Annotated in this window: 20 protein-coding genes; 8 read left to right on the top strand and 12 right to left on the bottom strand. The window is 72.6% G+C overall.

Annotated elements, in window-relative coordinates:
- Nucleotides 1-84: 84 nt before the first annotated feature.
- Entirely contained in the window at nucleotides 85-2,469 is a 2,385-nt protein-coding gene (locus OG624_RS30430) for a collagenase (protein ID WP_266353668.1), read from the bottom strand.
- A gap of 173 nt (nucleotides 2,470-2,642) precedes the next feature.
- On the opposite strand from OG624_RS30430, the gene OG624_RS30425 reads away from it, so the two are divergent.
- Nucleotides 2,643-4,040: an aminopeptidase P family protein gene (locus OG624_RS30425; protein WP_371640048.1), complete on the top strand. Its 1,398-nt coding sequence runs from the start codon at nucleotides 2,643-2,645 to the stop codon at nucleotides 4,038-4,040.
- Here the strand turns inward: OG624_RS30425 and OG624_RS30420 are convergent.
- Entirely contained in the window at nucleotides 4,037-4,945 is a 909-nt protein-coding gene (locus OG624_RS30420; RefSeq protein WP_033217632.1) for a LysR family transcriptional regulator, read from the bottom strand. The genes OG624_RS30425 and OG624_RS30420 overlap by 4 nt on opposite strands.
- 119 nt (nucleotides 4,946-5,064) lie before the next feature.
- Here OG624_RS30420 and OG624_RS30415 point away from each other — a divergent pair, with 119 nt between their 5' ends.
- Both OG624_RS30415 and OG624_RS30410 read left to right on the top strand, forming a co-directional pair.
- A complete protein-coding gene (locus OG624_RS30415; RefSeq protein WP_266353665.1) occupies nucleotides 5,065-5,829 on the top strand; it encodes an SDR family NAD(P)-dependent oxidoreductase in 765 nt (254 codons plus the stop codon).
- Between the two features lie 44 nt (nucleotides 5,830-5,873).
- Nucleotides 5,874-6,116, top strand: coding sequence for a tautomerase family protein (locus tag OG624_RS30410; RefSeq protein WP_033217630.1), 243 nt, complete (start codon nucleotides 5,874-5,876; stop codon nucleotides 6,114-6,116).
- Nucleotides 6,117-6,205: 89 nt separating this feature from the next.
- Here OG624_RS30410 and OG624_RS30405 read toward each other — a convergent pair whose 3' ends face one another.
- Nucleotides 6,206-6,604 carry a RidA family protein gene (locus tag OG624_RS30405; protein ID WP_266353664.1) on the bottom strand — a complete coding sequence of 133 codons (399 nt, stop codon included), beginning with the start codon at nucleotides 6,602-6,604 and terminating at the stop codon, nucleotides 6,206-6,208.
- Nucleotides 6,601-7,746 (bottom strand): acyl-CoA dehydrogenase family protein, encoded by a 1,146-nt coding sequence (locus tag OG624_RS30400; protein WP_371640047.1) that lies wholly within the window; start codon nucleotides 7,744-7,746, stop codon nucleotides 6,601-6,603. The genes OG624_RS30405 and OG624_RS30400 overlap by 4 nt, the downstream gene beginning before the upstream one ends.
- 146 nt (nucleotides 7,747-7,892) lie before the next feature.
- Here OG624_RS30400 and OG624_RS30395 point away from each other — a divergent pair, with 146 nt between their 5' ends.
- The 4 genes from OG624_RS30395 to OG624_RS30380 all read left to right on the top strand — a co-directional run bounded on the left by OG624_RS30395 (nucleotide 7,893) and on the right by OG624_RS30380 (nucleotide 12,957).
- Nucleotides 7,893-9,548: an AMP-binding protein gene (locus tag OG624_RS30395; protein WP_033217624.1), complete on the top strand. Its 1,656-nt coding sequence runs from the start codon at nucleotides 7,893-7,895 to the stop codon at nucleotides 9,546-9,548.
- A 9-nt stretch (nucleotides 9,549-9,557) separates the two neighbouring features.
- Nucleotides 9,558-10,358, top strand: a complete 801-nt coding sequence (locus OG624_RS30390; RefSeq protein WP_033217622.1) for a PaaX family transcriptional regulator — start codon at nucleotides 9,558-9,560, stop codon at nucleotides 10,356-10,358.
- Nucleotides 10,359-10,426: 68 nt separating this feature from the next.
- Nucleotides 10,427-11,266, top strand: coding sequence for a GNAT family N-acetyltransferase (locus OG624_RS30385; RefSeq protein ID WP_371640046.1), 840 nt, complete (start codon nucleotides 10,427-10,429; stop codon nucleotides 11,264-11,266).
- Nucleotides 11,267-11,397: 131 nt separating this feature from the next.
- Nucleotides 11,398-12,957 (top strand): InlB B-repeat-containing protein, encoded by a 1,560-nt coding sequence (locus OG624_RS30380; RefSeq protein ID WP_371640045.1) that lies wholly within the window; start codon nucleotides 11,398-11,400, stop codon nucleotides 12,955-12,957.
- Nucleotides 12,958-13,036: 79 nt separating this feature from the next.
- Here the strand turns inward: OG624_RS30380 and OG624_RS30375 are convergent, their stop codons facing one another.
- Together OG624_RS30375 and OG624_RS30370 are read right to left on the bottom strand one after the other, a co-directional pair.
- The gene (locus OG624_RS30375; protein WP_371640044.1) at nucleotides 13,037-15,340 is read right to left on the bottom strand and encodes a bifunctional salicylyl-CoA 5-hydroxylase/oxidoreductase; all 2,304 of its coding nucleotides are present in this window, start codon (nucleotides 15,338-15,340) and stop codon (nucleotides 13,037-13,039) included.
- 4 nt (nucleotides 15,341-15,344) lie between these two features.
- Nucleotides 15,345-16,172, bottom strand: a complete 828-nt coding sequence (locus OG624_RS30370) for an enoyl-CoA hydratase family protein (protein ID WP_030712961.1) — start codon at nucleotides 16,170-16,172, stop codon at nucleotides 15,345-15,347.
- Nucleotides 16,173-16,370: 198 nt separating this feature from the next.
- Here OG624_RS30370 and OG624_RS30365 point away from each other — a divergent pair, with 198 nt between their 5' ends.
- The gene (locus OG624_RS30365) at nucleotides 16,371-16,799 is read left to right on the top strand and encodes an ATP-binding protein (protein WP_033217617.1); all 429 of its coding nucleotides are present in this window, start codon (nucleotides 16,371-16,373) and stop codon (nucleotides 16,797-16,799) included.
- On the opposite strand, the gene argF is transcribed toward OG624_RS30365, so the two are convergent.
- The 6 genes from argF to mmuM form a co-directional block, all read right to left on the bottom strand.
- Nucleotides 16,800-17,819: an ornithine carbamoyltransferase gene (gene argF, locus OG624_RS30360; RefSeq protein WP_161296107.1), complete on the bottom strand. Its 1,020-nt coding sequence runs from the start codon at nucleotides 17,817-17,819 to the stop codon at nucleotides 16,800-16,802.
- Nucleotides 17,820-17,943: 124 nt separating this feature from the next.
- Nucleotides 17,944-19,170 (bottom strand): arginine deiminase, encoded by a 1,227-nt coding sequence (locus OG624_RS30355; protein ID WP_033217610.1) that lies wholly within the window; start codon nucleotides 19,168-19,170, stop codon nucleotides 17,944-17,946.
- A 46-nt stretch (nucleotides 19,171-19,216) separates the two neighbouring features.
- A complete protein-coding gene (locus tag OG624_RS30350; protein ID WP_237545910.1) occupies nucleotides 19,217-19,693 on the bottom strand; it encodes a hypothetical protein in 477 nt (158 codons plus the stop codon).
- Nucleotides 19,694-19,908: 215 nt separating this feature from the next.
- Entirely contained in the window at nucleotides 19,909-22,470 is a 2,562-nt protein-coding gene (locus OG624_RS30345; RefSeq protein WP_371640043.1) for a polynucleotide kinase-phosphatase, read from the bottom strand.
- Entirely contained in the window at nucleotides 22,467-23,987 is a 1,521-nt protein-coding gene (locus tag OG624_RS30340) for a 3' terminal RNA ribose 2'-O-methyltransferase Hen1 (RefSeq protein ID WP_326749216.1), read from the bottom strand. The genes OG624_RS30345 and OG624_RS30340 overlap by 4 nt, the downstream gene beginning before the upstream one ends.
- A 61-nt stretch (nucleotides 23,988-24,048) precedes the next feature.
- Nucleotides 24,049-24,963: a homocysteine S-methyltransferase gene (gene mmuM / locus OG624_RS30335; protein WP_371640042.1), complete on the bottom strand. Its 915-nt coding sequence runs from the start codon at nucleotides 24,961-24,963 to the stop codon at nucleotides 24,049-24,051.
- Nucleotides 24,964-24,974 lie beyond the last annotated feature (11 nt).

Here is a 24,974-nt window from a genome sequence, read left to right as displayed (position 1 = left end):
CCGGTCCCGCACCCCCCTCGGATGCGGGACCGGTCCGGTGCCGGGCCGGCGTCGGCCCGGCGGTGGCGTCGGGCCGAGTGCCGGTCAGCCGCGGAGGGGGCCCTCACAGCTGTAACTGGAGGTGCCCGCGACCTTGTTGGTCCAGATCTCCACCGGACCGAAGGAGCAGTTCATGTCGGCGAGGTTGTTGGAGGCCGCGCCCGCCCGGTCGAGGATGAAGTAGTCGACCGTCTCCGACATGTCCTTGAAGACCTGGTCGCCGTTGCGCCAGTTCTTCAGGTTCGCGGTGATCCGACCGGTACAGGTGAAGCGGCGCTTGGCGGCGTCGCCGTTCTCCGTGCAGTCCGGGGTGTTCTGCGTGGCCGTGGCGAAGGAGGACTTCACCGAGGCGAGCGCGGCGTCGCGCAGTCGGTCGTTCGGGGTGAAGGAGGTGTTCGGCACGTAGAGCTGGTCGACCTTGGCGATCTGCGCGTCCAGGAAGCGGTCGTAGTCGCGCTGGAGGTAGGTGTCCGCGCCCATCCGGTGGCGCCAGGCGTCGTACGCCGCCACGTCGTCGTTCCGCAGGTGCGTGTACATCTCGCGCAGCAGCGTGGGCTTCTCGGTCCACAGGAACTCGAAGAAGGTGCCCGCGTAGCTGTAGAAGCGGAAGCCGTCGCCGTCGTAGGTGGCGTTCAGCAACTGCTCGACGCTCATGCGCGGGCCGCCGCCGGCCGTGTCGCTGATGATGCTCTTGACCAGGGACTTGCGGACGGCGATGCCGTTGTCGCGGGTGGCGCCGTCGAAGAACTCGGCGGTGCCCTCGTCCATGGCGGTCGTCCGGTCGCTCTCGTACCACTCGCCCTGGCCGAAGAAGCCGGGCACGGCGAAGCGGCCGTTGAGGTAGTGCGTGTACTCGTGGCGGAAGAGCTCCTCGAGGGTGAGGGAGGAGTCCTGCGGGACGCGGCGCTGGTAGGTGTAGAAGGTGGCGCCGTTCTCGATGTAGATGCCGCCGTTGTTGGTGTCGTAGCCGGTCAGGATCGGGTGGTAGTTCACGTAGTCGGCGCGGGAGGCGTAGAGCACGATGTTCAGCGTGGTGTTGGGGTCGCCCGCGAGCGGCTGGTCGGTGCCGAGCACCCGGTGGTACTGGGCCTTCACCTGCTTGCTCGCGTAGTAGAGCTGGTCGACCGTGGCCCGGTCCAGGGCGGTGCGGACCTTGATGGCGCCGTTGTCGTAGGAGTAGGTGTAGGGGAAGAGCTGCTTCTCGATGTCCTCCTTGCACACCCCGTACGGCTTGCAGGCTTCGTAGACGTTGAGCCAGGAGACGATCTTGGCCCACGGCTCGCTGCCGTCGCCGAAGGCGGCCCGGACCGGGCCGAGCATCGCGCCGAGGTCGGCGACGGTCCGGTCCCGCAGGCCCTCGACCTGGCCGAACCGGGCGTACTCGCTCAGCGCGTCGCGCACCACCCAGGCGTTGCCGGTGCCCTTGAGGTGGGTGTAGCCGGCGAAGGCCTTGAAGGCGTCGCGGTAGGCGGGGTCCGCGGCCACGGCGGAGTGGAACGCCGCGTCCTGGTTGCCCGGGTAGACGCCCAGGTAGGAGACGGACAGCGCGGCCAGCGCGGCGCCACCCCAGCCGGCGTCGAGGTGGGTGGCCGGGTGGGCCGGGTCCATGGTGGCCAGGACCTTCTTGATGAGGCCGAGCTGGTGCTGGCGCAGGCCGGGCGCGCTGCCGGCGTAGAGGGCCTCGCGCAGGGTGCGGGCGTTGGAGGGCGTCGCGTCGAAGGTGTGGGCGGCGGCGCCGAAGTCGGCGATGGCGCGGCGCATGGCGTCGACGGTGGGGGCGTCGGTGACGTCGATCTCGGGGCGCGAGTAGTCGTGGTAGGCGACCGCGTGCAGGTACGTGAACATCTCCTCCAGGTGGGAGGAGTTACGGCCGTCGTGGGCGGCGGCCAGGGCGGATATCCGGCGGGAGACGGCCTGCACGTGCGCGTCCGACATGACCGGGGTCAGGCGGGCGTCCCAGGTCCAGATGAGGCCGCGCAGACAGCCGTCGGCGAGCACGGCCTGGTCCGCGAGGAAGTCGGCGAACTGCTCGGGGGTGAGTCCGGTGATCCCGTCGAGGGTGCAGGGGACGCCCGCGGCGACGCTCTTGGCGGTGGGGGCCGCCTTGGCCGTCCTGCCGCGCTTCTGCAGGTCGTCGACGGGCGCGGCGGCGGTCGCGGCGCCCGGGACCTGCCCGGTGATGTTCTGCCCGCCCGGGGCCGGGGCGGGTGCCGGGGTGTTGTCCTTCGGGTCGGCCAGGCGGTCGACCTCGTCGAACGGGTTCCCCGTGGGGCCGGGGGCGGGGGCGGCCGGGGCGGCCTGTGCGCCGGTGAAGGATGCCGGGGCCGCGAACTCGGCGGCCTGCGTGGTGGCCTGACCCGCGGTGGCGAGGAGGGTCACGGCTACGGCGGAGGCGAGAAGGGAAGAGCGCACAGCTCTGTGCTTGAGCACCGAGAACTCCTGATTGGAGAGGGTGAGGTGGGGGGTGGTGCGTGAACTGCCCTGCGTCACACGGCGTTTGACGGGGGTTAACGTGCCGCGATGTGAGCTGTAACATAGTAATGTGAAATTGCACTGACAAGACCTGTGCGCACACCAGTTCACAACTTCTTGAGGGAGTCCTCGTGACCGAAGCCCCCGCCGACGCCTCCTCCCACGCTCCCGCCCCCCTCAACACGGGCAGCCACGACCGTCCGGTGTCACCGGAGTTGTCCCGGTTCATGGCGGGGAACTGGGCGGCGAGCCCGCTGCCCGACTCCGCCCGCGTCCCCGGGCACGACGTCACCCCGGCCCGCCGGGCGCGGCTCTCGGCCCGCTTCCCGGGCGAGCGGCTGATCGTCCCGGCCGGGGAGCTGAAGGTCCGCTCCAACGACTGCGACCACCGCTTCCGGCCGCACAGCGCGTACGCCTGGCTGACCGGCCTCACCGGCGAGGACCAGGCGGGCCACGTCCTGGTCATGGAGCCGTCGGGTCCGCACGGCCACGAGGCCGTGCTGTACCTGCGGCCGCGCTCGCCGCGGGCGGGCGAGGACGGGGAGTTCTACCGGGACCGCCGGTACGGGGAGTTCTGGGTGGGCCGGCGGCCCGACCTCGCGGAGGCCGAACGCCTCACCGGCATCCGCTGCGCGCACCTGGACCGGCTCGGTCGACCGACGGGCCGCGACGCGGCCTCCGACCCCGAACTCGCTTCCGCGCTGTCGGAGTTGCGGCTGGTGAAGGACGCCTGGGAGGTGGCGCAGCTCCAGCTGGCCGTCGATCACACGACGGCGGGCTTCGAGGACGTCGTACGGGCCCTGCCGCGCGCGCTGGCGCATCCGCGCGGGGAGCGCTGGATCGAGGGTGTCTTCGGTCTGCGCGCCCGGGCGGAGGGCAACGGCACCGGCTACGAGACGATCGCGGCGTCCGGCGCCCACGCCTGCACCCTGCACTGGATCCGCAACGACGGCCGACTGAACGGCGAGGAGCTGCTGCTCCTGGACGCGGGCGTGGAGACGGACACCCTCTACACGGCGGACATCACCCGCACCCTCCCGCTGTCGGGCCGCTTCTCCCCCGTCCAGCGCCAGGTGTACGAACTGGTCCTGGCCGCCCAGGACGCGGGCATCGCGGCCCTGCGCCCGGGAGCGAGCTTCGGGGACTTCCACCGGGCCGGGATGCGGGTGATCGCGGAGGGCCTGGCGGACCGGGGCGTCCTGAAGGACGCGGAGGGCGACCTGCACCGGCGGTACACGCTGTGCAGCAGCGGCCACATGTTGGGGCTGGACGTGCACGACTGCGCGAAGGCGCGGGCCGAGACGTATCTGGACGGCGTCCTGGAGGAGGGGCAGGTCCTGACGGTGGAGCCGGGCCTCTATCTCCAGCCCGACGACGAGACCCTCCCGGCGGAGCTGCGGGGCATCGGCGTCCGCATCGAGGACGACCTGGTCATCACGGCGGACGGCGCCCGCCTGATGTCGGGCGCGCTCCCGCGCACGGTGGCCGGGATCGAGGAATGGATGGGCCGCCTCCTGGACGCCCCCTAAACGCTGTGCGGGGTGGTGAGCCGGGCGGTCAACTCCTCGACGAACGCCTCCAGATGCGGCGGGCGCGGTCCGGTGCGGGTGGCACAGAACCAGGTGCGGGTCAGGGGCTGCGCGCCGATGGCGACGAGGGCGAGACCGTGCGAGGCCACGTAGGGTGCGGCCACCCAGTTGGGCAGCACGGTCACGCCCTGGCCGCCGGCCACCATCTCGATGACCAGATCGGTCACCACCGGCATGGTGGTGATCCGGGCCGGCCGGGCCCCGACGGGGATCGGCAGCGGCATCGACGGGATCCGCTTCTGGTCGTAGAAGTCGTAGAGGACGAGGTCGGCGCCGTCGAAGTCACGGGCGGTCAGGTGCGCGCGCGAGGCCCACGGGTGGCCGGCGGGCACCACCGCCACCATCTCGTCCTCGAACAGTCTGGTCAGCGACACCCGATCCATCTGCAGGTCCGGCTTGGTGACCAGCGCGACGTCGACGAGGTCGGCGAGGAGGGCCGGGATCGGCGCGTCGTCGGCGACGGTCTCGATGCGCACGTCGATGTCCGGCGCCCGCTCGCGGAAGGCGCGGAGCACGGGCGGCAGCCACGGGAAGGTCGTACTGCACTGCGCGGTGAAGCGGACCCGCCGGTCGCGCCCGTCACGGATCTCGCGCAGGTCCCGGGCCGCCGAGTCCAGTTCACCGAGGACCTGGCGGGCCGCGACCAGCAGTCGGCGGCCCGCGGCGTTGGGGACCAGGCGGCGGCCCTTGCGGTCGAAGAGGGCCATGCCGAGGCGGGCCTCCAGCCGGGTGAGCCGCTGGCTGAGGGCGGGTTGGCTCACGTAGAGCCGCTCGGCGGCGGCGGTCAGCGAGCCGGCCTCGGCGGTGGCGGCCAGGAGCTCCAGGTCACGCAGATCCACATCCATAACCCGGGATTATCACACGATCCAATGTTCGTCGTGGTGTTATGAGTTGGGCGCTCCTAGGTTCGTGGTGTCAGTCGGTCGGAACCCCGACGGACGACACCGACGAGAGGCACAGCGCCATGACCGACACGCACACCGACATCGACGACACCACGACCACGACCGCCCTGGTCACCGGTTCCTCCAGCGGCATCGGCCTGGACATCGCCCGCGCCTTCCTCGCGAGCGGCGCCAATGTCGTCCTGAACGGCCGGGACGCCGACCGCCTCGCCAAGGCCGCGGCCACCCTCGGCCACCCCGGGCGGATCGCGTGGGTCGCGGGCGCCATCGCCGAGCCGACGACGGGCGAGGCCCTCGTCCGCACCGCCCTCGACCGCTTCGGCCGCATCGACGTCCTGGTCAACAACGCGGGCACCTTCGCCCCCAAGCCCTTCACCGAGGTCACCGAGGAAGAGCTCGACGGCTTCCTGACCGGCAACCTCAAGGGCACCTACCTCACCACCCAGGCCGTGGTACGGGCGCTGCGCGCGCAGGGCCGGGGCGGCAGCATCGTCAACATCGGCACCGTCCTGGTGGACCACGCGCTGGCGGGCTTCCCGTCCTCCGCGCCGGTGGTCAGCAAGGCGGGGGTGCACGCGCTGACGACCAGCCTGGCCGCCGAACTCGCCGCCGACGGCATCCGCGTGAACCTCGTGTCCCCCGGCATCATCCGCACCCCGCTGCACGCGGGCTCGGACGTGGACGCCTTCGGCGGACTCGCCCTGCTGAACCGGGTCGGCGAGGTCCCGGAGATCTCCGAGGCGGTGCTCTACCTCGCGGGCGCCACCTTCGTCACCGGCCACGCCCTGCGCGTGGACGGCGGCCACGTCACCGGCCGCGCCTGAGCCGACACCCCTCTCCCCCTCCCCACCGGAAGGACATCCTCACCATGCCGTACGTCAATGTCAGGATCACCCGTGAAGGCGCCACCGCCGCCCAGAAGGCCGAGATCATCGCGGGTGTGACCGACCTGCTGGTCCGGGTCCTCGACAAGGATCCGGCCACCACCTTCGTCCTCATCGACGAGGTGGAGCTGGAGAACTGGGGCGTGGGCGGCGTCCGGACGGACGAGTACCGCCGTCTGCGCGCACGGAACCAGGCAGTCGCACCACCCAGCCCCGCCGGCGCTTGAGGCTCGGGTCCGGGCAGCGCCCGGCGGGGCCCTAGGGCCTGTCTTTCGGATCATGCCGGGCCCGCGACGCCTGATCCGAAAGACAGGCCCTAGGCGAGCACCGCCACCCCGTCCAGTTCGACCAGGGCCTGGTCGTCCCAGAGTCGGACCACGCCGATGACGGCCATCGCCGGGTAGTCGCGACCCGCCGACCGCCGCCAGATGCGGCCCAGTTCGGCCGCGTGGGTCCGGTACGCCGTCACGTCCACCGTGTACACCGTCACCCGGGCCAGGTCCGCCGGGGTGCCGCCGGCGGCGGCGAGGGCCGTCAGGAGGTTGGTGAGGGCGATCTCGAACTGCTCCGGCAGGCCCTCGCCCACCACCTTGCCCGCACCGTCCAGAGCGGTCTGGCCCGCCAGGAACACCAGCCGGGTGCCGGTCGCCGCGACCGCGTGCGAGAAGCCCGTCGCGGGCGACAGCTCTCCCGGATTGATCCGCTCCAGGCTCATCGCGTCACCACCCCCGCGTACAGCTCCTTCGCGATGATCGTGCGCTGCACCTCGCTCGCCCCCTCGTAGATCCGCGGTGCCCGCACCTCCCGGTAGAGGTGTTCGAGCAGGTGGCCGCGTTGGAGGGCGACCGCTCCGTGCAGTTGGACCGCGTGGTCGACCACGTACTGGGCCGTCTCCGTGGCCAGCAGCTTCGCCATCGCCGCCCGGCGCGGGACGTCCCCCGCGCCACGGTCGTAGGCCCCGGCTGCCGCGTACACCAACAGCCGGGCCGCCTCCGTGCGGGTGGCCATCTCGGCCACCCGGTGCGCCACCGCCTGGAGGTCGCTCAGCGTTCCACCGAAGGCGGTCCGGTCCGCCGTGTACGCGAGCGTCGCGTCCAGCGCGGCCCGTGCCATGCCCACCGCGAACGCGCCGACGCTCGGCCGGAAGAGGTTCAGGGTGTCCATCGCGACGCGGAACCCCCGCCCGGGTTCGCCGAGCAGGTCCCGCCGGCCGACCGGCACCCCGTCGAAGGTGAGGGAGCCGATGGGGTGCGGCGAGAGCATGTCCAGGGGTGCGCCGGAGAGTCCGGGGCGGTCGGCCGGGACCAGGAAGGCCGAGACCCCCTTCGCCCCCGGCCCCTCGCCCGTTCGGGCGAACACGGTGTAGAAATCCGCTTCGGGGGCGTTGGAGATCCAACACTTCTCACCGCTGAGCCGCCAGCCACCACCGGCGGCCGGGTCGACGGCCGGATCGGCCGTCGCCGCCAATGCCAACGCCGCCGCGTCCGAGCCCGCCCCCGGCTCGCTCAGCGCGAAGGCCGCCACCGCCCGCCCGGCGCGTACCCCCGGCAGCCAGCGCTCCCGCTGCTCCTCGCTGCCCGCCCGCAGGACCGGGTACGCCCCGAGTCCCTGCAGGGCGAGCGCCGTCTCGGCCTCCGTGCAACCGTAGGCGAGGGACTCCCGCAGCAGGCACAGTTCCAGCGCGCCCGAGGCGAACACCCGCTCCAGCAGGCCCAGCTCGCCCAACGCCGCCAGCAGCGGGCGGTTGACCCGCCCCGGTTCCCCCTTCTCGGCCAGTGGCCGCAGCCGCTCCGCCGCCAGTGCGCGCAGCTGCCCGCACCACTCCTCCTGGTCCACCCCGAGCGCGAATCCGGTCATCCGAACATCCCCGCATCTATCGCGTCCTGTTGACTGCCGTCACCATCACGATACGCTCCTGGAAGGACCTTCCGGCCGTGGCCGGGGGAACCACCGCACGGCCGGCTCCACCCCACCCCGGACCGCCGCAAGGGGGGCGACCCGCCTTGGACCTCAAGCCTTCCGCTCACACCGACACCTTCGCCCGTGACCATCTGCCACCCGCGGACACCTGGCCGGAGCTTGTCTTCGAGCTGCCCGAACTGGCCTACCCGGACCGCCTGAACTGCGGGGTCGAGCTGCTCGACGCCACCATCGCCCGGTTCGGTCCGGCGGGCGCCGACCGCCCGGCCTTCCGCAGCTCCACGGGCGAGGTGTGGACGTACGGCGGTCTGCGCGAGCGGGTGGACCGCCTGGCCCACACCCTCACCGCCGACCTCGGCGTGGTCCCCGGCAACCGGGTGCTCCTGCGCGGGCCCACCGGCCCCTGGCTCGCGGCCTGCTGGCTCGCGGTGATGAAGGCGGGCGCGGTGGCCGTCACCGTCCTGCCCCAGCAGCGCGCGCAGGAGCTGGCCACGGTGTGCGCGATGGCTCGGGTGGGGCACGCCCTGTGCCACGCGGACGTGCTGGACGACCTGGTCAAGGCGGAGGTGCCGGGGCTGCGGATCACCGTGTACGGGGGCACCGCCCCGGACGATCTGCTCCGGCTGGCCGAGAGACACCCCGACCCGTTCCCGGCCGCCCCGACCTCGGCCGACGACGTCGCCCTGATCGCCTTCACCTCCGGGACCACCGGGCGACCCAAGGGCTGCATGCACTTCCACCGCGACCTGCTCGCGGTCGCCGACACCTTCTCCCGCACCGTGCTGCGACCGCGCCCCGACGACGTCTTCGCGGGCAGCCCGCCGCTCGGCTTCACCTTCGGCCTCGGCGGGCTGGTCGTCTTCCCGCTGCGCGCCGGGGCCTCGGCGCTGCTGCTGGAGGAGGCGGTGCCGCGCCGACTGCTGCCCGCCCTCGCCGAGCACCGGGTGACGGTGCTGTTCACCGCGCCCACCGCCTACCGGACGATGCTGGACGCGCTGGGCCCGTACGACGTGGGCATGTACGACCTGTCGGCGCTGCGCCGGTGCGTCTCGGCCGGGGAGAACCTGCCCGCCGCCACCTGGCAGGCCTGGTACGAGCGCACCGGCCTGCGCATCATCAACGGCATCGGGGCGACCGAGCTGCTGCACATCTTCATCTCCGCCGCCGACGAGGACATCCGGCCCGGTACGACGGGCCGGGTGGTCCCCGGCTGGGAGGCCCGGGTGGTGGACCGGGCCGGTCGGCCGGTCCCGGACGACGAGCCGGGACTGCTGGCCGTGCGCGGCCCGGTCGGCTGCCGCTACCTGGCCGATCCCCGGCAGGGCGAGTACGTCCGGGACGGGTGGAACCTGACCGGTGACACCTACGTCCGTGATCCGGACGGCTACTTCCGCTACGTCGCCCGCGCCGACGACATGATCGTCTCGGCGGGCTACAACATCGCGGGCCCCGAGGTGGAGGAGGCCCTGCTGCGCCACCCGGACGTGGTGGAGGCGGCGGTGGTGGGTCTCCCCGACGAGCGCCGCGGGCAGATCGTGGTGGCGTACACCGTCGCACGCGACGGCGCGGTACTGACGGAGGAGGTCCTGCGCACCTTCATGCGGGCGGAACTGGCCCCGCACAAGTGCCCCCGCTCCTTCGTCTTCCTCCCCGCCCTCCCCCGCACCGCCACGGGCAAACTGCAGCGCTTCCGGCTGCGCGAACCCGACGCCCGACCCGACCCGCCCCACAGGATCTAGAGTGAACCCGTGGTCGAGCAGCACACCCCGCGATCCCTGATCGTCACGTTCTACGGAGCCTACGGGCGGGCCTTCGAGGGCCCGGTCCCGGTGGCCGCGCTGATCCGCCTGCTGGGCGCGGCCGGCGTGGACGCCCCGTCCGTCCGCTCGTCGGTGTCCCGACTGAAGCGGCGCGGCTTCCTGCTGCCCGAGCGCACGGCGGACGGCTCGGCGGCCTACGGGCTCTCCGAGGAGGCCCGGCAGCTGCTGGACGACGGCGACCGCCGGATCTACGGCAGCCCGCAGCTGTCGGACGAGTGGCTGGTGGCGGTGTTCTCGGTCCCGGAGCAGGAGCGGAACAAGCGGCACCTGCTGCGCTCACGGCTGGCCCGGCTCGGTTTCGGCGCGGTGGCGCCGGGCGTGTGGATCGCTCCGGCCCGGTTCGCCGAGGAGACCGCGCACACCCTGGAGCGGCTGCACCTGACCCCGTACGTGGAACTGTTCCGCGGCGCCCACCTGGGATTCGCCCCGACCACCGAGGCGGTGGCCCGCTGGTGGGACCTGGCGGCCCTGGCCAAACAGCACGAGGAATTCCTGGACCTGCACGAACCCGTCCTGCGCGCCCTGCGGTCGGGCCCGGAGCCGACCCCGGAAGAGGCCTACCGGGGCTACCTCCTGGCCCTGGACACCTGGCGCCGGCTGCCGTACGCCGACCCGGGCCTGCCGCGGGAGCTGCTCCCGGCGGACTGGCCGGGCGACCGGGCGGCGGCCGTCTTCGCCGAGCTGCACGAACGGCTGCGCGCCGGCGGGGAGCGCTTCGCGCGCCCCTGACCGGCCGGCTCGCGGACCGGGGCGGAAATCCGGGTGCGGGCGGGCCGCGCGCCGCGCCACGATGGGCCATGAACTGGACCTTCACCACGGATCTGGCGGCCTTCGTCCGCGCGGCGGGACCGGCCCTGGTCGCGCGGCCCGTCCCCAACACCGTCCTGCTGAGCGTGACCGACGCCTTGGCCCGGCGCGGCACCGGTACCTACGGCCGCGACACCCCCTTCTTCGGCTGGTGGACCGGGGCCGACGGGGCCGTCGCCGGTGGACTGCTGTGCACCCCGCCGTTCCCGCTGCACCTCGGCGTGGTGCCCGAGGAGGCGGTCCGCGCGCTGGGAGCCGAACTGGCCACCGAACCGCTGCTCGCCGGGGTCCGCACGCTCAACGCCCGCCGCGCGGACGCCCGGGTGCTGGCCGAGGCCTGGGGGCGGCCCACCCGGACCTCCGAGGAGCAGCGCCTGTACCGGCTGGCCGACCTGGCCGTCCCGGACCCCGCCCCGGCCGGGCGGGCCCGACCCGCCACCGAGGCCGACCTCCCGCTGCTGCTGGAGTGGGTCACGGCCTTCAAGGCCGAGGCGGGTGTGCCGGGCAGCGCCTCCGAGCCCGTGCTGCGCGACCGGATCTCCTACGGCGGGGCCCTGCTGTGGGAGCGGGCCGGGGCCCCCGTCTCGCTGGCCGGTTTCTCCCGCGTGCTCGGCTCGGCCTCCCGCATCGGCCCGGTCTACACGCCGCCGGAGCACCGCGGCCGGGGATACGCCGCCGGGGTCACGCACGCGGCGAGCGAAGCGGCGTACGCGACCGGCGCCGCCGAGGTCCTCCTCTTCACGGACCTGGCCAACGCCACCAGCAACGGCGTGTACCTGCGTCTGGGCTACACCCCGGTCGAGGACCGCACCGAGATCGTCGCGGCCTGACGGGCCGGTCCCCGCCGTGATCGGGTGAACCTCGGCCCGAGCGCCGGAGTGGGCGGAGGTACCGGTGTGGCGTGCCGCCCGGCACGGAATACCAAGGCGCACACACCCCCGAAGAGAGGCTTCTCTCCCCCATGCGCCGTCGTCTCCTGCTCGTCGCGTCCGCCGCGGCGACCGCCTTCACCGCCACCGTGTCACTCGCTCTGACCGCACCCGCCGCCTCCGCCGGAACGGGTGGGGGCGGCCATGAACACGAACCCTGGGTGGTGCGCTCGGCCGCGCAGCGCACGGACGCCAAGGCGTTCCGTTCCCTGTGCGGAGAGCAGAAGGAGGGCAGACCGGAGCGTCGTACGTTCCCGCTGTTCGGCCGTGGCAAGGGCTTCACCGCGGTCCAGGACTTCCAGCGCCAGGACGCGGACGGCACCGTGTTCTGGGGCGGCCACGACCCGAAGAACCCGGAGAACACCATCTCCGTGTCCGCCATCGGGGCCTGCACCGAAGGGCCGGTCACCCTCTCCGGCGTCATCACGATCGGCTTCCGCCAGTACGCGTACCAGCCGCTGGTGAAGCGGCCGGGCTGGTACGAGCTGCAGGAGATCGACTCCCTCGCGCTGCCGCCCAGCGGGATCGGTGTCGACACGGTGAACGTCCCCGCGAAGAAGCCGCACAAGCCGCACCACCCGCACAAGCCGAACCGGCCGGGCCTGCGGGCCGCCACGCCCAACGACCCGGCCGCCATCGACCTCGTCGTCGCCTACACGCCGGCCACCGTCGAGGTGATGGGCAGTGTCCAGGCGGTCCAGTCCCGCATCTCCTACGGGGTGAACCAGCTCAACCGGGCGCTCGCCACCGACAACGTGCCGGCCAGCGTGCACGTCGTCCACACCTACCAGACCGCGGCCACGGGCGTCTTCCGCGAGAACGTCAACACCCTGCTCAGCATGATCAGCAACCCGACGAACACGGTCCTCGGTGCCACGGCCGCCGCCCGGCGCAACCAGTACGGCGGCGACCTGGTGGCGCTCCTCGCCGCCGTCCCCTTCGAGGACAGCTCCGGAGCGGCGAGCCTGCCCGACCCGGGCCCGACCTCGACGACCGACAGTGCGGCGTTCTCGGTCACCAGCATCGGGTCCGTGACGGCCTGGGAGAATCTCGCCCACGAGATCGGCCACAACTTCGGCATGAAGCACGACCGTCTGACGGTCACCCGCCAGGGCGGCGCCACCCCCGCGGGCACGTTCAACTACGGCTGGATCACGCCCAACGGCCAGCACCGCACGCTCATGGCCTACTCCAACGCCTGCCCCCAGGCCTGCAACGTGGTCAACTCGTACTCCACCCCCGAGCGCACCTGGAACGGTCAGATCCTGGGCAACGCCCAGAACAACAACGCCGCCGTCGCCTTCCAGAACGCGGACACCCTGGCCGGTTACCGGGCCTCCCTCGTCACCAACCGCACGTCCCTCACCCTGCTGCACGACCCCGCGGGCGCGGGCACGGTCCGGGTCAGCGAGTACGGTCCGTACGACCCGGGCACGCAGGTCACCGTCACCGCCGTCCCCAACCCCGGTTTCCGCTTCGACGCCTGGGCCGTGGACGGTATCGAGCTGGAGGGGAACAACCCGAACTACCAGCTCACGATGAACGCCGACCGGACCATCAGCGCCCTGTTCGCCCCGATCGAGCAGCCGTAGGCACCGGCCCCGCACCCCTGGCGTCCCGCCTGCCGGACCCGGCGATCCACCGGGTCCGGCATGATCCGAAAGACAGGCCCTAGCCCCGGCCCGTCGGCGGGGTGCGGCTGCCCGCCCGGTACGGGGCCGGCCAGGGCGCGCCCGGGCCTTCGTAGGACTGCTCGGCGGCCGCGTGCAGGGTCCAGTGGGGGTCGTAGAGGTGGGGGCGGCCGAGGGCGCAGAGGTCGGCGCGGCCGGCCAGCAGCAGGGAGTTCACGTCGTCCCAGGAGGAGATGGCACCGACCGCGATGACGGGGACGCCGAGCGCGCCCCGGATCCGGTCGGCGTACGGGGTCTGGTACGAGCGCCCGTACTCGGGGGCCTCGTCCGCGACCACCTGGCCGGTCGAGACGTCGATGGCGTCCGCGCCCCGGGCGGCGAAGGCGGCCGCGATCCGCACCGACTCCTCGGGTGAGGTGCCCCCGGGGGCCCAGTCGGTGGCCGAGAGGCGGACCGTCATCGGGCGGTCCTCGGGCCATACCGCGCGGACCGCGTCGAAGACCTCCAGCGGGAAGCGGAGCCGGTTCTCCAGGGAGCCGCCGTACTCGTCGTCACGGTGGTTGGTCAGCGGGGACAGGAACCCGGAGAGCAGATAGCCGTGGGCGCAGTGCAGTTCGAGCAGGTCGAACCCGGCGTCGGCGGCGCGGACGGCGGCGGCCGCGAACTCGGAGCGCAGCGCGACCATGTCGTCCTGCCCGAGGGCGCGCGGGAGTGCCGAGACGCCGGGACGGTAGGGCAGCGCCGAGGCGGCCACCAGTGGCCAGTTGCCCTCGGGCAGGGGGTCGTCCATGCCCTCCCACATCACCCGGGTCGAGCCCTTGCGGCCCGCGTGGCCGAGTTGGACGCCGAGGGCGGTGCCGGGCGCCGAGGTGTGGACGAAGTCGGCGATCCGCTTCCAGGCGACCGTCTGTTCCTGGGTGTAGAGGCCGGTGCAGCCGGGGGTGATCCGGCCTTCGGCGGACACGCAGACCATCTCCGTCATCACCAGGCCGGGGCCGCCGAGGGCCCGTGCGCCCAGGTGCACGAGGTGGAAGTCGCCGGGCACGCCTTCCTGGGCCGAGTACACGTCCATGGGTGAGACGACGACCCGGTTGCGCAGGGTCAGGCCCCGCAGGGTGAAGGGCGTGAACATCGCCGGGGTGCCGTCCGGGCAGCCGAAGTCCTTCTCCACCGCTCGTGTGAAGCGTGCGTCGCGCAGCCGGAGGTTGTCGTGGGTGACCCGGCGGCTGCGGGTGAGGAGGTTGAAGGCGAACTGCCGGGCGGGCTGGTCGACGTATCCGGCGATCTCCTCGAACCACTGTCGGCTTGCGGCCGCCGCCCGCTGGGTGCTGGCGACCGCCGGGCGGCGTGCCGTCTCGTACGCGGCGAGGGCGGCCGGGACGTCGTCCGGTGCGGCGCCCACTGCTTCGGCGAGGGCGAGCGCGTCCTCCACGGCGAGTTTGGTGCCGGACCCGATGGAGAAGTGGGCGGTGTGCGCCGCGTCGCCGAGCAGGACGACGTTGTCGTGGGACCAGCGCGTGTTGACGACGGTACGGAACCGCGTCCAGGTGGAGCGGTTGCCGTGCAGCGGGCGCCCGCGCAGGGCCTCGCTGAAGATCTTGGCGCAGCGGGTCGCCGACTCGTCCTCGTCGCACAGGTCGAAGCCGGCCGCCCGCCACACCTCGTCGCGCATCTCCACGATCACCGTGGAGGCGCCGAATTGATTCCGCGGCCCGGAGGGCCCCGATGAGGGGTGGTGGTCGGGCGACGGGCGGGCGTAGGGGTAGGCGTGCAGTTGCATGACCCCGTGCTCGGTCTCCGCGATCTCGAAGCGGAAGGCGTCGAAGGCGAAGTCGGCGGCGAGCCAGATGTAGCGGCAGCGTCCGGCGGTCAGCGTCGGCCCGTAGTGTGCGGCGCCGGCTTCCCGGATCGCGCTGTGCACCCCGTCGGCCGCGACCACCAGGTCGTACGAGGCGGCGAGTTCGGCCACGGCCGGGGCCTCGGAGCGGAAGCGGAGGCGGACGCCGAGGCCGGCGCAGCGTTCGTGCAGGATCTCCAGCAGCCGGCGGCGCCCGATGGCCGCGAAGCCGTGGCCGCCGGAGGTCAGCAGCCGGCCGCGGTGCACGATGTCCACGTCGTCCCAGCGCACGAACTCCGCGCTCAGGGCGGTGTGGACGACGGTGTCGGCCCGCTCGATGCCGCCGAGGGTCTCGTCGGAGAGCACCACGCCGAAGCCGAAGGTGTCGTCCGGGGCATTGCGCTCCCAGACCTCCACCGTGTGGCCCTGGCGGGCCAGCAGCGCGGCGGCGTAGAGCCCTCCCGGTCCCCCGCCGACGACAGCGACCCGCATGGCACCAGGAGTCATGTGGCTACCTGCCCTTCCACTCCGGCGGCCGCTTCCCGGTGAAGGCGGCGTGGAACTCCGCGTAGTCCTGGCCGTGCATCAGCAGGGCCTGGGTGTTGGCGTCCAGTTCCACGGACGCCGCCAGGGGCATGTCGAGCTCGGCGGTGAGCAGCGCCTTGGTCTGCGCGTGGGCGAGGGCGGGGCCGGCGGCCAGGCGTGCGGCGAGTTCGGCGGCCCGTACGTGGGCCTTGCCCTCCTCGGTGAGCTCGCTGAGCAGGCCGATCCGCTCGGCCTCGGCCGCGTGTACGGGCTCTCCGAGCATCAGCAGGCGGGTGGCGTGGCCGAGGCCGACGACCCGGGGCAGCAGGTAGGCCGCGCCCATGTCGCCGCCGGAGAGGCCGACGCGGGTGAAGAGGAAGGCGAAGCGGGCGGTGGGGTCGGCGATCCGGAAGTCGGCGGCGAGGGCGAGGACGGCTCCGGCTCCGGCGGCCACCCCGTGCACGGCGGCGATCACCGGGAAGGGGCATTCGCGGAGGGCGCGGACCACCTGGCCGGTCATCCGGTTGAAGTCGAGGAGCTGGGCGGTGTCCATGGCGAGGGTGGCGCCGATGATCTCGTCCACGTCCCCGCCGGAGCAGAAGCCGCGCCCCTCGCCGCCGAGTACGAGGGCGCGCACGGAGCGCTCACGGGACAGTTCGCCGAGCAGATCGCGCAGGTCGGCGTAGGCGCCGAAGGTGAGCGCGTTCAGCTTTTCGGGGCGGTCGAAGGTGACGGTGGCGACGCCGTCCTGCCGGGTGACCCGGAGGTGGTGCCACCGTTCGGTCGCTGGTGTGGAACCGATGAAGGGGCTCACGTCACCGACGGTATCACCAGATCGTGACTGCCGTCACAGAAGCGCGACATCTTCGCGTCGGGGGGTCGGATCGGGGATCCAGGGGGCGCCTGCGGAATGAGAATTCGACTTCGTATCGTTGAAAGTGGGATGTCTACTTTCCCTACCCGGATCCGAGCCCGAAGCCGACCCCCCGACCCCGGAACGGATGACCTTTCCTTGTCCGACGCCTCCGCCTGGCGGATCGCCCTGCCCCACACGGCGGCGGCCGTACCCCTCGCCCGCGCCCTCGTCCGCACCGCACTGGCCGACACCGACGCGCCGGCGGACCGGGACACCGCGGAACTCCTGACGGCGGAGCTGGTCGCCAACGCCGTGGAGCACACCGGCTCCGGCGCCCCGATCGAGCTGGTTGTACAACTGCTGGCGGAGGGCTGCCAGGTCGAGGTCCACGACGGCGACCCCTGCCCGCCCGAGAACCTGTCGGCCCGTCCGGACGCCGACCGGCCCGACCCCTGGCAGGAGCACGGCCGCGGCCTGCTGCTGATCCGGAGCCTGAGCTCCGACTGCGGCCACCGGCCCACCCCGCACGGCAAGGCCGTGTGGTTCACCCTGCCCGCGCGGCGGACCGGCCCCACCGGCGCATGACTATGCGTCACCTCGGCCGGGCCGGCCGAGCGTGGCGACGAGCACGGCCTTGATGGTGTGCAGCCGGTTCTCCGCCTCGTCGAAGACGACGGAGTGCTCCGACTCGAACACCTCGTCCGTCACCTCCAGGGAGTCGAGCCCGTGCCGCTCGTGGATCTCCCGGGCCACCTTGGTACCGAGGTCGTGGAAGGCCGGCAGGCAGTGCATGAACTTCACGTCCGGGTTACCGGTGGCGCGCAGCACGTCCATGGTCACCGCGTACGGGGACAGGGCCGCGATCCGCTCGTCCCAGACCTCCTTGGGCTCCCCCATGGACACCCAGATGTCGGTCACGACGAAGTCCGCACCGGCGACCCCTTCGGCGACCTCCTCGGTCAGGGTGAGCCGGGCGCCGCTCTCCGCCGCGAGCTCCCGCGCCGCGGCCACCACCGGCTCGGCGGGCCAGTAGGCCCGGGGCGCGACGATCCGTACGTCCATGCCCAGCAGCGCGCCGGTCACGAGGTAGGAGTTGCCCATGTTGAAGCGGGCGTCGCCGAGGTAGGCGAAGGCGATCCGGTCCAGCGGCTTGGCGGTGTGCTCGGTCATGGTGAGCAGGTCGGCCAGCATCTGGGTCGGGTGCCAGTCGTCGGTGAGGCCGTTGAAGACGGGGACGCCGGAGTGGGCGGCGAGTTCCTCGACGGCCTGCTGACTGTCACCCCGGTACTCGATCGCGTCGAACATCCGGCCGAGCACCCGGGCGGTGTCCTTGACCGACTCCTTGTGTCCCATCTGGGAGCCGGCCGGATCCAGGTAGGTGGTGTGCGCGCCCTGGTCCGCGGCGGCGACCTCGAAGGCGCAGCGGGTCCGCGTCGAGGTCTTCTCGAAGATCAGCGCGATGTTCCTGCCCTGGAGGAGGCGCTGCTCGACCCCGGCCTTCTTGGCGGCCTTCAGGTCGGCGGCCAGCTCGATCAGACCGCGGAACTCGGCGGCCGTGAAATCCAGCTCCTTGAGAAAACTACGGCCGGCGAGGTCGGTGGCCATGGGGTCGCTCCAGCGTCACGGTGACAGGGGATGTTGGAAGTCTATACGATCCTCCGTATTGATATACAGACCGGGCCCGGGGTCTTCCCCCGGGTCCGGGACTCCTCCCCCAGGTCCGGCCGCCTCAGACCGCGTCCCGCTCGACCGGACAGCTCATGCAACGCGGCCCGCCCCGGCCCCGCCCCAGCTCGCTGCCCGGGATCTCGATCACCTCGATGCCCATCTTGCGCAGGTGCGTGTTGGTCGTCACGTTCCGTTCGTAGGCGACCACCACGCCCGGCTCCACGGCGAGCACGTTGCACCCGTCGTCCCACTGCTCGCGCTCCGCCGAGTGCACGTCCTGCGTCGCGGTCAGCACCCGGATCGAGTCCAGACCGAGCGCCGCCGCGATGGCCCGGTGCATGTGGTCCTCCGGGTGGTCGGTCACCTTCAGCTCGTGCGGACCCCCGCCCGGCTCGATCGTGTAGGAGGGGAGCATGCCGAGTCCGGCGTACTGAGTGAACGTATCTCCGTCGACCATCGTCATCACCGTGTCCAGGTGCATGAAGGCCCGGGACTTCGGCATGTCGAGGGCCACGATGGTCTTCGCCGAGCCGGCCGCGAACAGACCGCGCGCCAGCATCTCCACCGCCTGCGGGGTGGTCCGCTCGCTCATCCCGATCAGCACCGCCCCGTTGCCGATGACCAGGACGTCCCCGCCCTCGATGGTCGACGGGTAGTCCTGCTGCCCCTGCGACCAGTAGTGGAAGGCGCCGGAGGTGGTGAAGAGCGGGTGGTGCTTGTAGATCGCCTCGAAGTGGACCGTCTCGCGCTGCCGGGCGGGCCAGCGCATCGCGTTGATCGACACCCCGTCGTAGATCCAGGCGGAGGTGTCCCGGGTGAAGAGGTGGTTGGGCAGCGGGCCCAGCAGGAAACCGTCCAGGTCCAGCGCGTGGAAGCGCACCGACACCGGCTCGGCGTGCCGCTCCAGGAACTCCCGCTTGGTCATCCCGCCGACCAGCGCCTCCGCGAGGTCCGCGGAGGTCAGCCCGTCGAAGACCGAGCGCAGGTGGTCGGTGGCGAGCGGCCCGTACTCCTTCTCGTCGAAGACCCGGTCCAGTACGAGGTGTCTCGCCTCCGGGATCTCGAGGGCCTCGCACAGGAGGTCACCGAAGAGGTGCACCTCCACGCCCCGGTCCCGCAGCACGTCCGCGAAGCCGTCGTGCTCCTGGCGGGCCCGGCGCACCCACAGCACGTCGTCGAAGAGGAGCGCGTCCTTGTTGCTCGGTGTGAGCCGCTTCAGCTCCAGGTCGGGCCGGTGGAGGATGACGCGGCGGAGCCGCCCGGTCTCGGAGTCGACATGGAATCCCATGCCGTACACATTCCCAGACCGAACGGCTTTTTGACGTGGCGTCCGCTCAGCGAGGGGTCGCGAGGCCGAGAAGCGCCGAGGGAGCGCCGGTGAGCTCCGGGGTGGTCAGGCCCAGTTCGGGCATGGTCAGGTTCGGCACCCCGGAGTTGGAGGCGTCCGGCATCGTCAGCAGACCGCCGGCGACCAGACCGGGGGTCCGGGCGAGCAGGTCGGTGGCCGGCGCCTCGACGGACCCCTCGCCGTCCGTCTCCGGCTTGCCCAGCAGGTTCGGCACCGGCGAGGTGACGAGGGTGCTGCCGAGCTCGGTACCGACCGGGACCGACGGGAGCAGTGGGGTCGGGAGCATGTTCCCCTTGTGGAAGCGGGGCGACTCGGGCGCTCCCACGACCGGCATCGGCACGCCCGTGCCCACGCGCGGGGTGTCCACGCCCAGCGTCGTCTTCAGGGCGTCGAGCGGGAGATCGACCGGCACCGATTGGGCCATGGCCGGGGTGGCCGCTCCGGCCGCAGCCATACAGGTCATGAGTGCCGCAATGCTTCCGCGCGCGGTCATCTTCATAAGTGACGTTCCGTCCTTCCAGGGTCGCGGACATTCCGCTGCCCTGGATGAACGATCCCGCCGGTGGTTTTCCCGGAGTTCTCCGCGAAAGTTCCCCCATACGACCTAATTCGAGGCCGTACGGGGGCCACCCCTTTACGGGCCGTGCTGACGCGGCCCGCTCCCGCGAAGGTGGCGGCTCACAGCCGCGGGTCGACCGGCTCCGACTCCAGCGCGAGCACCGCGAAGACCGCCTCGTGGACCCGCCACAGCGGCTCGTCGGCCGCCAGCCGGTCCAGCGCCTCCAGCCCGAGCGCGTACTCGCGCAGGGCCAGCGAGCGCTTGTGCCCGAGGAACCGCTCGCGCAGCCGCTCCAGCTGCTGCGGACGGGTGTACTCCGGGCCGTAGATGATCCGCAGGTACTCGCGTCCGCGGACCTTGACCCCGGGCTGGACCAGTCGACCCTTGCCGTCCCTGGCGTACGCCTGGAGCGGCTTGACGACCATGCCCTCGCCGCCGGCCGCCGTCAGTTCCAGCCACCAGTCGGTACCGGCCCGTACGGAGTCCTCGTCCGCGGTGTCCACCAGGATCCGGCCGGTGCGGCGGAGCAGTCCGGTACCGGCCGCCTCGTCCGCGGCGACCAGCCGGTCCAGCCAGAACAGCTGCTCGTCGTGGGGCACCGCGGCCAACGACCGCCCGGCCACCGCCAGCAGCTGGAACGGCGCGAACCGGACGCCCTCCAGCCCCTCGGTGGTCCAGCAGTAGCGCCGGTAGGAGTCGGTGAAGGCGGCCGCGTCGTCGGCCCGCCCACGCTGACGCTCCAGCAGTTCGCCGGTGTCGACGCCCCGGGCGGTGGCCGCCTCCAGGGCGGCGACGGCGCTCGGGAAGACGGCGCCGGAGGCCGCGCCCACGGCGGCGTACTGGTTGCGCAGCAGACCGGTGGACTTCAGGGACCAGGGCAGGAGTTCCCCGTCGAGCAACAGCCAGTCGGTGTCGAGCTCCTCCCAGAGGCCGGCGTCGGTGACCGCCGAGCGCAGCCGGGTGAGGACCTCCTCGGTGACCTCCGGGTCCTTGAAGAAGGGCCGCCCGGTGCGGGTGTAGACGGAGCCCGTCGGGCCGTCGACCCCGAAGCGGGTCCGGGCCGCGTCGGCGTCCTTGCAGACGAGGACCGTGGCGCGGGAGCCCATGTGCTTCTCCTCGCACACCACCTGGGCGATGCCGTCCCCCCGGAACTGGGCGAAGGCCTCGGCCGGGTGCTCCAGGTAACCCTCCTCGCGGGAGGTGGCCGTGGGCGCCATGGTCGGCGGCAGGTACGGCACGAGACGGGGATCGACGGCGAAGCGGCTCATGACCTCCAGGGCCGCCGCCGCGTTCTCCTCGCGCACGTTGACGTTGCCCAGGTGCCGGGTCTCCACGACCCGGCGGCCGTGCACGTCGGCCAGGTCGAGCGGGCGACCTTCGTGCCCGCCCGGCGCCTCGGCGACGAGCGGCTTGACCGGCTCGTACCAGACCTTCTCGGCCGGTACGTCGACCAGTTCGCGCTCGGGCCAGCGCAGGGCGGTCATCCGGCCGCCGAAGACGGCGCCGGTGTCGAGGCAGATGGTGTTGTTGATCCAGGTGGTGTCGGGGACCGGGGTGTGTCCGTAGACCACGACGGCCTTGCCCCGGTAGTCCTCGGCCCACGGGTAGCGCACGGGCAGGCCGAACTCGTCGGTCTCGCCGGTGGTCTCCCCGTAGAGGGCGTGCGAGCGGACCCGGCCGGAGGTACGGCCGTGGTACTTCTCGGGCAGCCCGGCGTGGCAGACCACCAGCTTGCCGCCGTCGAGGACGTAGTGGCTGACGAGGCCGCGGATGAACTCCCGTACCTCCTGGACGAACTCCTCCGGTTCCCCCTCCAACTGCTCGATGGTCTCGGCGAGGCCGTGGGTCCGCTGGACCTTGGAGCCCTTCAGGTACCGGCCGAGCTTGTTCTCGTGGTTCCCGGGCACGCACAGGGCGTTGCCGGACTTCACCATGCCCATGACGCGGCGCAGCACGCCGGGGCTGTCGGGACCGCGGTCGACGAGGTCGCCGACGAAGACGGCGGTGCGACCCTCGGGGTGGACCCCGTCCTCGTAGCCGAGCTTGGTGAGCAGGGTCTCCAGCTCGGAGGAACAGCCGTGGATGTCGCCGACGATGTCGAAGGGGCCGGTGAGGTGGGTGAGGTCGTTGAACCGCTTCTCCAGGACCACCTCGGCGGTCTCGGCCTCCTCCACGGAGCGCAGCACGTGCACCTTCCGGAAGCCCTCGCGCTCCAGACCGCGCAGCGAGCGCCGCAGGTCGCGGCGGTGCCGCTGGATGACCGCGCGGGGCAGGCCGGCCCGGTCGGGGCGGGCCGCGTTGCGTTCGGCGCAGACCTGCTCGGGCATGTCCAGGACGATGGCGATGGGCAGGACGTCGTGCTCGCGGGCGAGCTGGACCAGCTGCCGGCGGGCGTCGGCCTGGACGCTGGTGGCGTCGACGACGGTGAGGCGGCCGGCCGCGAGGCGCTTGCCCGCGATGTAGTGCAGGACCTCGAAGGCGTCGCGGCTGGCGCTCTGGTCGTTCTCGTCGTCGCTGACCAGGCCGCGGCAGTAGTCGGAGGAGATGACCTCGGTGGCCTTGAAGTGCTTGCGGGCGAAGGTGGACTTGCCCGATCCGGTGGCCCCGATCAGGACGACGAGGGCCAGGTCGGTGACGGGAAGTGTGCGCGTACGGGGGGTCTCGGTCTCGGTGCCGGTCATGCTGCCTCGCCCTCCTTCGGGGTGTCGGTGGTGTGGGTGGTGTGGGTCGTGTCGGTCGCGTCGGTGGTGTCGCTGCCGTCGTGCTGGGTGAAGACGGCCATCTGGGTCGGCGGACCGACCTCGGGGTCGTCGTCGCCGACCGGCACGTACCGGACCCCGTAGCCGTGGCGTCGCGCGACGTCGTCGGCCCAGGCCCGGAACTCCGCGCGGTTCCACTCGAAGCGGTGGTCGCCGTGGCGGACGTGCCCGGCGGGCAGGGTCTCCCAGCGCACGTTGTACTCGACGTTCGGGGTGGTGACGAGGACCGTGCGGGGGCGGGCGGAACCGAAGACCGCGTACTCCAGGGCGGGCAACCGCTCCGGGTCCAGGTGCTCGATGACCTCGCTGAGCACGGCCGCGTCGTAGCCCGCCAGCCGCTTGTCGGTGTACGCGAGCGAGCCCTGCAGCAGCTTCAGGCGCGCACTCTGCCGCTCGCCCATCCGGTCCAGCCGCAGCCGCCGGGCCGCGATCTGCAGGGCCCGTACGGACACGTCCATGCCGACGATCTCGGAGTACGCCGGGTCGCCGAGCAGCGCCTGGAGCAACTGGCCCTGGCCGCAGCCGAGGTCCAGCACCCGCTGCGCGCCGGCACCCCGCAGGGCGGCGAGAATCGCCTCGCGCCGCCGCACGGCGAGCGGCACGGGCCGCTCCTCGGTGTCGCGGGTCTCGTCCACCGCGTTGTCGATCTCCTCGACCTCACTGCCGTCGGCCTCGGCGAGGCGAACCAGTTCCAGGCGCTCGACGGCGTCCTGGGTCAGCCGCTTGTGCCGGGCCAGGTAGCGGGAGGAGATCAGGCCGTTCTCGGGGTGGGCGGCGAGCCAGCCGTCTCCGGCGCGCAGCAGCTTGTCGACCTCGTCCGCGGAGATCCAGTAGTGCTTGGCGTCGTCGAGGACCGGCAGCAGCACGTAGAGCTGCCGCAGCGCGTCGGCGAGGCGCAGCTCGCCCTCCAGGACGAGCCGTACGTAGCGGGAGTCCCCCCACTCGGGGAACTGCTCGTCGAGCGGTACGGGATCGGCCTGTACGAGGTCCCAGCCGAGCGGCTCGAACAGCCGGTGCACGAGCGCGGCGCCGCCGCGGGCGGGCAGCACCGGGATCTCGACGCGCAGCGGCCGGGTCTGCTCCGGCAGCTCGGGGCGCAGGGCGCACTGCCCCTTGAGCGCGGTGCGGAACACCCCGCTGAGCGCGACGGCGAGCAGCGAGGACGCGGCGTACGGGCGGTCGTTCACGTACTGCGCGAGCGCGGCGTCCGGCGCTCCGCCCCGGCCCTTGCCCCGGCCACGCCGCACGAGCGCGACGGGGTCCACCTCCAGCAGCAGGGCCGCCGTGCACCGCTGGGCCGAGGCCTCGGGGTAGAACACGTGGGCGGTGCCGTGGGAGGTGGAGAACGCCTGCGTCTTCCCGGGATGCTTGTGCAGCAGGTAGCCCAGGTCGGTCGCGGGTCGTTCGGGGGAGCCGGTGGTGGAGATCGTCAGGAACACACGACCGATTGTTGCTGGTCACCCGCCCCGTCTGCCTCTGGTTTTTCGCCCTCCCCGGTTCCTACGGCCGCAGGTCCGCCGGCAGCGGGCCGAGGGCGGCGATCCGGTCCGGGCCGATGCGGCAGCAACCGCCGATGAGGCGGACCCCGGCGGCGTGCCAGGCCCGGGTGGGCCAGGGGACGGGGTCGTCGGGGGTGTGCCAGGTACGGGTGGTGGCGTTCCAGACGGAGCCGTCGTTGGGGTAGGCCAGCAGCGGTTTCGTGGTCACGGCGGCGGCCGCTTCGAGGGCGGGCAGGACATCGGCCGGATCGCAGCAGTTGACGCCGACCGCGATGACCTGAGGGGAGGCGGCGGCGAGGGCGAAGGCCTCGTCGAGGGGTTGCCCGGCCCGGGTGCGGCCGGCGGCGACGGTGAAGGAGAGCCAGGCGGGGGCGCCGGTCTCCGCGAGGACGGTGAGCAGTGCCTCGGCCTCGTCGGTGTCCGGGATCGTCTCCACGGCCAGGAGGTCGGGGCCGGCGGCGAGCAGGGCCTCGACGCGGGGGCGGTGGAAGGCGGCGAGCGCGCGCACGCTCAGCCCGTACCGGCCGCGGTATTCGGAGCCGTCCGCGAGCACCGCTCCGTACGGGCCCACGGAGGCGGCCACCCAGACCTCGTGGTCGGCGGCCTCGGCCGTCCCGGCGGCCAGCAGCACGCTGCGCCGCAGCAGGGCGGTGGTCTCGGCGCGGTCGTGGCCGTGGGCGGCGAAGGCCTCGTAGCCGACCTGGTAACTGGCGGTGATCAGTACCTCGGCGCCCGCCCGGACGTACGCCGTGTGGGCGGCCGCCACCTGGTCCGGGTGCTCGGCGAGCACCCGGCCCGACCAGAGGTCGCCGGACAGGTCGCAGCCCTGGGCGGCGAGCTGGTTGCTGAGCCCGCCGTCCAGGAGTACGGCCCGGTGGGCCAGGGCTTCGGCGAGCGGGCCGGACGCGCGTGGCACGGCTGTCCCCG

Origin of the sequence: Streptomyces virginiae (genome assembly GCF_041432505.1) — a bacterium.
GTDB lineage: Bacteria > Actinomycetota > Actinomycetes > Streptomycetales > Streptomycetaceae > Streptomyces > Streptomyces virginiae_A.
Note: the sequence above shows the minus strand (reverse complement) of the source record. Positions and strands in the feature narration are given on the sequence as shown.